Consider the following 11418-nt stretch of genomic DNA (forward strand, 5'->3'; position numbering starts at 1 on the left):
CACTCACACTCCGAGCTGCTGACGCTGCCGGCGCAGATGCTCCGGCATGTCCTTGTAGACGTCTTCAAAGATGCTGGCGGCGCTGGGGACGTGGCCGTCCACCAGGGTGCCGTAGCTTTCCGCTTCTTTCTGGGCCGCCTGGATCTCGGCGTCGAGCTCGGCGCGCACGGCGTCGTGTTCGGCGTCGGACCAGATGCCCAGCAGGATCAGGTGCTTCTTGAAGCGCTCGATCGGATCGCCCAGCGGGAAGTGGCTCCAGTCGTCGCCCGGACGGTACTTGGAGGGGTCATCGGAGGTAGAGTGCGGGCCCGCGCGGTAAGTCACCCATTCGATCAGGGTCGGGCCCAGGTTGCGGCGGGCGCGTTCGGCGGCCCAGCGCGAGGCGGCATACACCGCCAGGAAATCGTTGCCGTCCACCCGCAGCGAGGCGATGCCGCAGCCCACGCCGCGGCCGGCGAAGGTGGCGCCCTCGCCCCCGGCGATGGCCTGGAAGGTCGAGATGGCCCACTGGTTGTTGACCACGTTCAGGATGACCGGCGCGCGATACACGTGCGCAAAGGTCAGCGCGGTGTGGAAATCGGCTTCGGCGGTGGCGCCGTCGCCGATCCAGCCCGACGCGATGCGCGTGTCGCCCTTGATGGCCGAGGCCATGGCCCAGCCCACCGCCTGGATGAACTGCGTGGCCAGGTTGCCCGAAATGGTGAAAAAGCCGTTGGGCTTGTCGGAATACATCACCGGCAGCTGGCGGCCCTTGAGCGGGTCGCGCTCGTTGGACATCAGCTGGCACATCATGGTCACCAGCGACACGTCGCGCGACAGCAGGATGCTCTGCTGGCGGTAGGTCGGGAAACACATGTCGCCCTGCTCCAGCGCCAGCGCATGGGCCGAACCGATGGCTTCTTCGCCCAGGCTCTGCATGTAGAAGGAAATCTTCTTCTTGCGCTGGGCGGTTAGCATGCGGCCATCGAAGATGCGCGTCTTGAGCATGGCGCGCATGCCCGCGCGCAACAGCTCGTTGCTGATCTGCGGTGCCCACGGCCCGACGGCGTGCCCTTCATCGTCGATGACCCGGATCAGGCTGTATGCCAGGGGGCCGGTATCGATCGCGGCAACATCAATGGGGGGTTTGGGCACCTCGCCTGGCGGCGACAGGCGCAGGTAGGAAAAGTCTGTCTTGCAACCCGGACGCCCGGTAGGCTCGGGGACGTGCAACTTCAGCGGCCCATATTGGCTCATGTATTGTCTCCACGCTTGATCGTGTCATGCGTCTTCTTCTTGCCAAAGACACTGTTCAAGGGGGTGACCTCGAACATTGCCATCGTCGGCGCATGCAAAGGGATGATCATGCATGGCCGGGGGCCAGATTAGCACAGGGCACGAGGGCTTGCGATGGCCCGGCGGGAGAACGAAAAACCCGGCTCGCGGCCGGGTTTTTCACTTGATGTCGGACATGCGCCCCGCGTCAGACCGGACCGGTCCAGGTGGTGACGAATTCGCTGTACGCCGGGCGGTTGGCCGGGGGCACCGCGCACGCGGGCGTGCCGATGGCCAGGAAACCCAGGAAGCGGTAATCCAGCGAATCCAGGCCCAGCGCGTGCTGCACGTCTTCGACGTAGGTGCCGATGCCGGTGCTCCAGAAGGCGCCGTAACCCAGCATGTGGGCGGCGTTCAGGATGTTCATGGTGGCGCAGCCCGTGGCCAGCAGTTGCTCGGTTTCGGGGATCTTGGTGTTGTCGTGCGCGATCTTCTGCGCCACGGCGATGAACAGCGGCACGCCCGCCATCCATTCGCGCACCGACTTTTCCTTTTCGGGCGTCATGCGCGGATCGCCGCTGCGCTTGACCGCGTCCAGCGCCACGTCGGCCAGCTTGCCGATGGCCTCGCCCTGGATCACCACGAAACGCCACGGACGCAGCGCGCCGTGGTCGGGGGCCGACATGGCGGCCTGCAGGATCTGTTCAAGTTCGTCGGGCTTGGGCGCCGGGGCCCGCAGGAATTTGACGGAACGGCGCGAGGTGATGGCGTGCAGCGGAGTGGCAGTGGTGGTCTGGGTCATGGATCTGGCGCAATGGGGCTGAAGCGGGAAAGACAGCAACAGCGTAAATAGGAAAGGTTCTCATATTACGCCACGACCGCGATGGGGGTGGGCTATCCCCCTGCCCCGGGCATGGCGACTCGGGGTCCGCGGGCGCGGCACACGCCCGGCGCATCATCCCAGGTGGGTATGGCGTTCCTGGCGTTCTTCGACCTGCATTTCCGACAGGCCATGCAGGATGCCGCAGTCGTCCGTGTCCGGCCGCGCCGACAGGCAGCGCTGGCGCAGCTCGGTCAACTGGGACTTCAGCTGGGTCAGTTCGGCGATGCGCTCGTCCACGTGCGAGATGTGCTCGTCGAACAGCTCGTTAATGGGGCCGCACCCCGACTGATGGTTATCGGCCAGCGACAGGATGGCGCGGATTTCGTCCTGCGTCATGTCCAGCGCGCGGCAGTTGCGGATCAGCCGCAGCCGCTCGAGATGGGCCTGGCCGTAGCTGCGGTAGTTGTTCAGGCCCCGATCCGGGGCGGGCAGCAGCCCTTCCTTCTCGTAATACCTGACGGTTTCGACCGTGGTGCCGGCCGCCGTGGCCAATTCGCCGATACGCATGACGCCTCCCGGAACGCATCCGATGGATTTGGGGGTTGACCCTATAGTAACTCCAAGGTGTGAAATGCGCCCAATCGCTTACGAAAAGGCAACGCGCATGTCCCTGGCACCCATCAAAAACTCTCGCGGCACCCCTCCTGCGCAGCCGGACGCCTGCTGTGGCGGCCACGGCGATGCCCAGGCCCGGGCGCAGGATCATGACCCCAAACATGACCACGGGCACGATCACGGCCATGACCATGGGCACGACCATGACCACGGCCACAAGCACGACCACACTGACGGCCACGCCCACGATCACGCCCCCGCCGCCGCCTGCTGCGGCCACGACCATGGCGCGGCCGATGTGCGCCTGTCCGCGGGCGGCGCGGCCGTGCTGCAAGCCGGCCCGGGCCAGGTGCTGGCGCGCCTGCGCATCGGCCAGATGGACTGCCCGACCGAGGAAACGCTGATCCGCAAGAAGCTGGACGGCATGAATGAAGTCCACGCCCTGGACTTCAACCTGATGCAGCGCATCCTGACCGTGGTGCACGCCGAAGGCGCGCTGGACCGCGTCATCGCCGCCATCCACTCGCTGGGCATGACGCCCGAACCGCTCGCCGACGACGCCCCGCGCGCGCCGGCCCCCGCCGCCGCCCCCGTGAACTGGTGGGCCATCGGCGGCGCCGGCGTGCTGGCCGCCTTGTCCGAAGCCTCGCACTTTGCCGGCATGCATTGGGGTGCCACCGCCGCGCTGGCCCTGGCCGCCATCCTGGCCTGCGGCATCAGCACCTACCGCAAGGGCTGGATCGCCGTGCGCAACGGCAACCTGAACATCAACGCCCTGATGAGCATCGCCGTCACCGGCGCCGTGCTGATCGGCCAATGGCCCGAAGCCGCCATGGTGATGTTCCTGTTCAACGTCGCCGAACTGATCGAAGCGCGCTCGCTGGACCGCGCCCGCAACGCCATCCGCGGTTTGCTGGACCTGGCGCCTGAAACCGCCACCGTACGCCAGGCCGACGGCAGCTGGCGCGAGGTGCCGGCCGCGCAACTGCAGGTGGACGACGTGGTGCGGGTACGCCCCGGCGAACGCATCGCCGCCGACGGCATCATCGTCAGCGGCCGATCGGCGGTCGACCAATCGCCCATCACCGGCGAAAGCCTGCCGGTGGAAAAGGCCGAGAACGACCCCGTCTACGCTGCCACCGTCAACGCCGCCGGTTCGTTCGACTACCGTGTCACCGCCGCGGCGGGCAATACCACGCTGGCCCGCATCATCCACGCCGTCGAGCAGGCCCAGGGGGCGCGCGCCCCGACCCAGCGCTTCATCGACCGCTTCTCGCGCATCTACACGCCGGCCGTGGTCGGCGTGGCGCTGCTGGTGGCGGTGCTGCCGCCGCTGTTCTGGGGCCAGCCCTGGTTCGACGCGATCTACCGCGCGCTGGCGCTGCTGATCATCGCCTGCCCCTGCGCCCTGGTGATTTCCACGCCGGTCAGCATCGTCAGCGGCCTGACCGCGGCGTCGCGCCGCGGCATCCTGGTCAAGGGCGGCGTCTACCTCGAAGAAGGCCGCAACCTGAAATGGCTGGCGTTGGACAAGACCGGCACGCTGACCCACGGCAAGCCCGTGCAGACGGACCTGCTGGATTGGGACGTGTCCGACCAGACGCGCCAGCCCGCTGCGCTGATTGCCGCCAGTCTGGCTGCGCGTTCGGACCACCCGGTGTCGCTGGCCGTGGCCAACGCGGCGCGCGAAGCCGGCAAGCCCCTGCTGGAAGTCGACGACTTCAGCGCCCTGCCCGGCCGCGGCGTCAGCGGCCGCGTGGACGGCGTGCAATTCCAGCTGGGCAACCGCCGCCTGATGCGCGAGCTGGGCGTGTCCAGCCCCAAGCTGGAAGCCCGTGTGGACGAGCTGGAACGCCAGGGCAAGAGCGCCATCGCCCTGACCGACGGCAGCCGCGTGCTGGCGGTGGCGGCCGTGGCCGACACGGTCAAGCCCACCAGCGCCGCCGCCATTGCCGACCTGCACGCACTGGGCGTGCGCACGCTGATGCTGACGGGCGACAACACGCCCACCGCCCAGGCGATTGCCCGCCAGGTAGGCATCGACGAAGCCCGCGGCGACCAATTGCCCGAAGACAAGCTGGCCGCCATCGAAAGCAAGCTGGCGCCTGCGGGCAAGGTCGGCATGGTGGGCGACGGCATCAACGACGCCCCCGCGCTGGCCCGCGCCGACATCGGCTTCGCCATGGGCGCGGCCGGCACCGGCACCGCCATCGAAACGGCCGACGTGGCCCTGATGGACGACGACCTGCGCAAGATCGGCACCTTCCTGCGGCTGTCGCGTGCCACCCACCGCGTGCTGATCCAGAACATCGTGTTGGCGCTGGGCATCAAGGTGGTGTTCCTGGCGCTGGCGATGACCGGCAACGCGACCCTGTGGATGGCGGTGTTCGCCGACGTGGGCGCCAGCCTGCTGGTGGTGGCCAACGGCCTGCGCCTGCTGCGCGCCGCGCCGCAGGCGGCCTGATCCCGCGCGCCACGGCCGTCGCCATGCAAAACGCCCTGGAGGGAGACCTCCAGGGCGTTTGCGTTGGGGCCGGCCGTCAGCCCGTCTGCTCTTCCTGCGGCCAGTCGCGCAGCACCGGCGCATCGGGTGCGCCCGGCCCCACGTCGCGCAGGTGGTCGTGCTGCAGCAGCGCCATACGGTAGGCATCGCGGTACATGCCGTTGGAAAAGAACTCTTCCTTGAGCAGCCCTTCGATCTGGAAGCCGCAGCGCTCGTAAACGTGTACGGCGGCGGTGTTGTCCTTGTCGACGACCAGGTAGACCTTGTGCAGGTTCAGCACGCGGAACGCATAGCCCACCGCGATGCGGGTCGCGGCCTTGGCGTAGCCCCGGCCCTGGTAGCTGGGCGCGATGATGATCTGGAATTCGGCGCGGCGGTGGATGTAGTCGATTTCCACCAGTTCGACCAGGCCCGCGGGCTGGCCGGTGTCGTGCTCGATGATGAAGCGCCGCTCGTTCTGGTCGTGCAAGTGGCGGTCATAGAGGGCGACCAGTTCGTCGTAGGCCTCGTAGGGCTCTTCGAACCAATAACGCATGATGACGTCGTTGTTGTTGATCTTGTGCACGAAGTGCAGGTCCCCGCGCTCCAGGGGGCGTATTTTGATATCGGATATGACCGACATAGAAACCTCCGAAAGTGCCTTCATTGTAGCTGACACCGCCCTGAAATGCCCGTCACACGGTTTTCTCTGAATGAAAGTGGCGTATTCATTGACCTACAGCAAAAAAATGCCCCAAAAAGCGCATGAATGCTGGATATCCATTATTTTCCACCTGACCGACGGCAACCGCATCCACGCCCTTCGGACGAGCGGACACTTTTCAGAAAGTTCTGATTCCTGGCCCCCGGTGCGCCGGCCCATGATCTCCAGTACCCGCCCGCGGCGCTCCTGCCCCTGGGGGTGCAAGGGGAGACACCGCTTGAAAAAAATAGAACACGACCTGCTGCTGACGCTGGCCGAAACCGTCCAGAAAATGCACATCGCGCTGCTGCAAAGCCAGGCCCAGCTCGAGGCCCTGCGCACCGTCGTCATCGGTGTGCACACCGCGCTGTACGACGATCCCGCCTGGTGTGCCCGCATCACCTCGGCGCTCACCGGTGCCATCGAAAGCGATTTCTGCCAGGTGCTCGGGTCCACCTACGCCGACGACATCCTGCGCCAGCGCCAGCAATGGCTGGCCAACCTGATGCCGGCGGACATCTGGCGGCAGGTCCGGCCGCGCCAGCAAGACTGACGCCGCCCGGCTTCCTGCCCGGCCGCTCCCATGGCCGTAGTACGGCATGTCGTGCTACGGCGTCGCAAAAGCAGGCAGGCGCTGCTCGATGCGCCGCATCACATCCAGCGCCGCCGACGACAACGGGCGCCCCAGCCGCAGCAGTGCCTGGCATTCGGGTGCGCTCAGGATCGGATGCGCAATCGGCAACGCCACCAGTTGGCCGCTGGCCAGTTCGTGGTGCACGCCCAGGTTGGGCATCAGCGTCACGCCCGCGCCACTGATGGCGTATTGCTTGAGCACACGCAGCGAATTGGTGGTCAGGCTGGGCGTCAGGTGAATGCGCTCGGTGAATTCCAGCAGGTCCACCGCCTGGCGCAGGCCATAGGGCGCCGACATCAGCGCGAACGGATACGGCAGGATGTCCGCGATGGTCAGCGGCGCGCGGTGCCGCGCCAGGGCATGGCCGCGCGCCGCCAGCAGGCACACGGGATGCTTGCGGCTGACGCGGCAGCGCAGCCGCGGGTCCACCGGCGGGTTGTAGGCCAGGCCGATATGCGCGGCATCGGTGGCCACCGCCTCGACCACCTCGTTCACCGACCCCACGTTGACGCTGATGTTGATCTGTGGGTGCTCGATGCAGAACGGCCCCACCACGTGTTCCATCAGGCTGTCGATGAAGCCTTCGCTGATCATCAGGTGCACATTGCCGCGCCGCATGCCGCGCAATTCCTGCAGCCGCGTATTCAGGTGTTCCTGCTGTGCGCGGCAGCCGCGGTGGTATTCCAGCAGCATGTCGGCGGCCTCGGTAGGCGTGAGCCCGCGCGAGCGCCGCTCGAACAGCGCCACGTCCAGCTCTTTTTCCAGCAGCTGGATCTGGCGGCTGATGACCGACGGCGCGGTGCCCAGCTTGTCCGCCGCCCCGCGGATCGAACCGCAGGCGACGACCTCGTTGAAGTATTTCAGTCGCGTCTGGCTGATTTCCTGCATGGTGCTTCCCCGTCCGACGCGTCGCGACCGGCGCGGCCCGCGACAGCGCGCATGCCGTCCCTGCCGCGCAACCGTCCTGCGCTGCGTCTGGTTTTCCTGGTTGTGTGTCGAGCCGCCCGTCGTGTTGCCCACGGCCTGGCCTGGCGCGCCGGCTGCTGTGTTGCCTGCTGTGTTGCCTGCTGTGTTGCCTGCTGTGTTGCCTTCAAGGCAACGATAATTTATCACCCCGGTCATTGTTTCGAACACCCGGCTCTCGCAATATGGACGCCGCGCGGACCCGCCCCGGGACCGGCCCCCCATTTCAGCCGCCGCGGGCGCAGACCCGCGCGAGGAGACTCGACAATGCCCCATCAGGCCACACCAGGCGCCGATCCGCGCCTGGCACCCCTCTACCGCAAGATCACCTGGCGCCTGCTGCCGTTCCTGCTGCTCTGTTATGTGTTCGCCTACCTGGACCGCATCAACATCGGCTTTGCCAAGTTGCAGATGCAGCAGGACATCGGCATTTCGGATGCCGTCTACGGCCTGGGCGCCGGCATCTTCTTCCTGGGCTACGTCATGTTCGAGGTGCCCAGCAACCTGCTGCTGACGCGCATCGGCGCACGCCGCACCATCAGCCGCATCATGGTGCTGTGGGGCCTGACGTCGGCCTCCATGCTGTTCGTGCAGGGCGAATGGAGCTTCTACGTCCTGCGCTTCATGCTGGGCGTGTTCGAAGCCGGCTTCGCGCCCGGCATGATCTTCTACCTGACCTACTGGTATTCGCAGTCGCGCATGGCCGGCGTGATGGCCGTGGTGATGCTGGCCGGGCCCATTGGCGGCATCGTCGGCGGCCCGGTATCGGCCTGGATCATGACGGCGTTTTCCGGCGCGCACGGGCTGGACGGCTGGCAATGGATGTTCCTGCTCGAAGGCCTGCCTTGCGTGCTGCTGGGCGTCATCGCCTTTCGCTTCCTGGACGACAAGCCGGCCGACGCCCGCTGGCTCAGCGCCGACGAAAAGGCCCTCTTGGCCGCCGACCTGGAAAGCCGCGGCGCGCACAAGAAGCACGCCTTTGCCCAGGTGCTGCGCGACCCGGCCATCTACGGCATGGCGCTGACCTACTTCTGCCTGATCTGCGGCATCTACGCCGTGAGCTTCTGGCTGCCCACCCTGCTCAAGCTGGCGGGCGTGCAGGACACCATGGAGATCGGCCTGTATTCGGCGATTCCGTACATCGCCGCGGCCATCTTCATGCTGGCGTTCGCGCGCAGTTCGGACCGCCGCCGCGAGCGCCGCTGGCACACGCTGGCGCCCGCCCTGCTGGCCGGCATCGCCCTGTGCGTGGCCACCGCCGCGCCGACGCAATTCGCGCTATCCCTGACGGCCATCACGCTGGCCACGGGGTTCATGTGGGCGGCATACACGGTATTCTGGGCCATCCCGTCGCAGTACCTGCAAGGCGAGGCCGCGGCCGGCGGCATCGCGTTGATCAACAGCATCGGCCTGCTGGGCGGCTTTCTCAGCCCATCCATCATCGGCTGGTCCAAACAGGCCACCGGCAGCCTGGCCGGCGGCCTGTACGTGATCTCCGCGTTGCTGGTGGCCGGGGCCCTGCTGCTGCTCGTGAACCGTCCTCCGCAATCCGCGCCCGCGCGCGCCTGACGAACCAAGGAATCGATCATGCATATCCTGGTGGCTGGCTTCCAGCACGAAACCAATACCTTCGCGCCGTCCAAGGCCGCCTACGAGAACTTCGTGCGCGGCGAGGGCTTTCCCGCCATGGTGCGCGGGCAAGACATGCTGGCGCTGCGCGAGGTCAACATCCCCGCGGGCGGCTTCATCAACGCCGTGCTGGCCGACGGCCATACCGTCAGCACGGTGATCTGGGCGGGCGCCAGCCCGTCGGCCCACGTCACCCGCGACGCCTATGAGCGCATCGCCGGCGAGATCGTCGAGGCCGCGCGCGCCGGCGGCTACGACGCCATCTACCTGGACCTGCACGGCGCCATGGTGGCCGAGCACCTGGACGACGGCGAAGGCGAACTGCTGGCGCGCGTGCGCGCCGTGGCCGGCCCCGATCTGCCGGTGGTGGCCAGCCTGGACCTGCACGCCAACGTCACGGCCCAGATGCTGCAAGAGGCCGATGGCCTGGCGGCGTTTCGCACCTACCCGCACGTGGACATGGCCGATACCGGCGAGCACACCGCGCGCCTGCTGGCCGCGCGCCTCCAGGCGGGCGACCGCTGGGTGCGGGCCGAGCGGCGCCTGCCCTTCCTGATTCCCATCAATGGCATGTGCACGCTGCTGCAGCCCTCGCAGGGCGTGTACGAAGAACTGGAACGCCTGGAACAGACGCCGGGCGTCGCGTCCATCTCGTTCGCGCCGGGCTTTCCAGCGGCGGACTTTCCCGAATGCGGGCCGGTGGTCTGGGCCTATGGCACCGACGCCGCCGCGGTCGAACGCGTGACCGAAGCGCTGTACCAGCGCGTGCTGGCACTGGAGCCGCAGTGGTCGCCCGACTTCCTGGCGCCAGCCGACGCCGTCAAGCGCGCGCAGGCCCTGGCGGCGGGCGCATCGCGGCCCGTGGTCATCGCCGACACACAGGACAACCCCGGTGCGGGCGGCGACGCCAACACCACCGGCATGCTGCGCGCGCTGGTCGAGGCCGATGCACAGAACGCGGCGCTGGGGCTGATCTGCGACCCCGAGGCCGTGCGCCAGGCCACCGCCGCGGGCGTGGGCAACACGGTGCGGCTGCGGCTGGGTGGCCAGTCCGGCGTGGCCGGCGATGCGCCCTTCGAGGGCGACTTCGTGGTGGAAACACTGTCGCCCGGCAAGCTGCGCTATGACGGTCCGATGATGCACGGCATGGACGTGGACCTGGAAGCCGTGGCCGGCCTGCGGCTGGGCGGCGTGCGCGTGGTGGTCAGCGCCACCAAGACCCAGATGCTGGACCGCAACCTGTTCCGCGTGGGCGGCGTGCAGCCCGAGGAAATGGCCATCCTGGTGGTGAAGAGCTCGGTGCACTTTCGCGCCGACTTCCAGCCGATCGCGCACGAGGTGCTGGTGGCCAAGGCCCCCGGCCCGATGCAGGCCGACCCTGCCGACCTGCCCTGGACCCGGCTGCAGCCGGGCATCCGCGTCAAGCCGCTGGGGCGCGCGTTTACCGAGTGAACGAATGGGCGCGAATAGGCGCGAATGACGCGGCAAGCGGCACGACGGCCGCCGCCCCGCGCATGGCCAGCGTTACTTGAGCTTGCCCTGGGGGCTGACGAAATCTTCGAGCGTCAGCCCTTTTTCTTTCAGGATGGCTTCCAGCAGCGGCTGCAGGCGGCCCAGGCTTTCCTGGACCGTTTCGCGCACGGTGTCCACCACCACCTGGGTGCTGCGTTCGATTTCGACATTGACCGAGTCGCCCACCTGCTTGTCTTCGAACACCGTCATGCGGCGGGTTTCGGGGATCAGCCAGACTTCGAACCAGCCTTCGGCGCGGTTCACTTCCGATACCGTCAGGCTGGCGCCGTTGATGGCGATGTAGCCCTTGGCAAAGACGTACTTGCGGAATGCCTCGGGGATGGAAAAACGCATCAGCCGGTTGGTGTCCGACGACTTCACCATCACGACTTCCGAGGTGAAATCGACGTGGCCGGACAGCGGGTGGCCGCCGATCTCGGCGCCATCCTTGGCGGCGCGCTCGACGTTGGCGCGATCGCCTTCCCGGTAGCTGCCCAGGGTGGTGATGGCCAGGCTTTGCAGCATGACATCGAAAGTGGCCTGGTTGGCGTCGAGGATGTCGGTGACGGTCAGGCAGACGCCGTCGGTCGAGACGCTGGCGCCGATGGCCAGGTCCTGGCAGAAGCCTTCGGGAAATTGCAGCGTAAACGTGCGCAGGCCTTCGCGGTCCGCGATGTTCGCGATCTTCGCGGTGCCTTGGACAATACCGGTGAACATGCTGATCCTGGATACGGGGCGTGGCGCCCCTGGCAAAACATCAAAGTTAACCGATATTTTGCCACCGGACGCCCGCCCCGGGCGGG

The 11418-nt window shown here is 67.2% G+C and carries 10 protein-coding genes; 4 read left to right on the plus strand and 6 right to left on the minus strand.

Annotated features, from left to right (window positions below; translation table 11 throughout):
• Window positions 1–3: 3 nt before the first annotated feature.
• The 3 genes from AC6LJ2_RS20275 to cadR form a co-directional block, all read right to left on the minus strand.
• Window positions 4–1236, minus strand: coding sequence for a thiamine pyrophosphate-dependent enzyme (locus tag AC6LJ2_RS20275; protein WP_263911915.1), 1233 nt, complete (start codon window positions 1234–1236; stop codon window positions 4–6).
• A 226-nt stretch (window positions 1237–1462) separates the two neighbouring features.
• Window positions 1463–2056: a nitroreductase family protein gene (locus AC6LJ2_RS20280; protein ID WP_263911913.1), complete on the minus strand. Its 594-nt coding sequence runs from the start codon at window positions 2054–2056 to the stop codon at window positions 1463–1465.
• A gap of 153 nt (window positions 2057–2209) precedes the next feature.
• Window positions 2210–2644, minus strand: coding sequence for a Cd(II)/Pb(II)-responsive transcriptional regulator (gene cadR, locus AC6LJ2_RS20285; protein WP_263911912.1), 435 nt, complete (start codon window positions 2642–2644; stop codon window positions 2210–2212).
• 97 nt (window positions 2645–2741) lie between these two features.
• Between cadR and AC6LJ2_RS20290 the strand changes: the two genes are divergently transcribed.
• Entirely contained in the window at window positions 2742–5156 is a 2415-nt protein-coding gene (locus tag AC6LJ2_RS20290; protein ID WP_263911911.1) for a heavy metal translocating P-type ATPase, read from the plus strand.
• Between the two features lie 76 nt (window positions 5157–5232).
• Here the strand turns inward: AC6LJ2_RS20290 and speG are convergent, their stop codons facing one another.
• The gene (gene speG, locus AC6LJ2_RS20295; protein ID WP_175193867.1) at window positions 5233–5817 is read right to left on the minus strand and encodes a spermidine N1-acetyltransferase; all 585 of its coding nucleotides are present in this window, start codon (window positions 5815–5817) and stop codon (window positions 5233–5235) included.
• A gap of 298 nt (window positions 5818–6115) precedes the next feature.
• On the opposite strand from speG, the gene AC6LJ2_RS20300 reads away from it, so the two are divergent.
• The gene (locus AC6LJ2_RS20300; RefSeq protein ID WP_263911909.1) at window positions 6116–6430 is read left to right on the plus strand and encodes a hypothetical protein; all 315 of its coding nucleotides are present in this window, start codon (window positions 6116–6118) and stop codon (window positions 6428–6430) included.
• Window positions 6431–6484: 54 nt separating this feature from the next.
• Here the strand turns inward: AC6LJ2_RS20300 and AC6LJ2_RS20305 are convergent, their stop codons facing one another.
• Entirely contained in the window at window positions 6485–7399 is a 915-nt protein-coding gene (locus tag AC6LJ2_RS20305) for a LysR family transcriptional regulator (RefSeq protein ID WP_498152037.1), read from the minus strand.
• 342 nt (window positions 7400–7741) lie between these two features.
• Between AC6LJ2_RS20305 and AC6LJ2_RS20310 the strand changes: the two genes are divergently transcribed.
• Together AC6LJ2_RS20310 and AC6LJ2_RS20315 are read left to right on the plus strand one after the other, a co-directional pair.
• On the plus strand, window positions 7742–9043 hold the full coding sequence (locus tag AC6LJ2_RS20310; protein ID WP_445658779.1) for an MFS transporter: 1302 nt from the start codon (window positions 7742–7744) through the stop codon (window positions 9041–9043).
• An 18-nt stretch (window positions 9044–9061) separates the two neighbouring features.
• Window positions 9062–10555 (plus strand): M81 family metallopeptidase, encoded by a 1494-nt coding sequence (locus AC6LJ2_RS20315; RefSeq protein ID WP_263911905.1) that lies wholly within the window; start codon window positions 9062–9064, stop codon window positions 10553–10555.
• Between the two features lie 72 nt (window positions 10556–10627).
• Here AC6LJ2_RS20315 and AC6LJ2_RS20320 read toward each other — a convergent pair whose 3' ends face one another.
• Complete coding sequence (locus AC6LJ2_RS20320; protein ID WP_498152038.1) at window positions 10628–11332, minus strand: riboflavin synthase subunit alpha; 705 nt, start codon at window positions 11330–11332, stop codon at window positions 10628–10630.
• Window positions 11333–11418: the final 86 nt, after the last annotated feature.

Source organism: Achromobacter sp. 1014246743 (genome assembly GCF_059760725.1).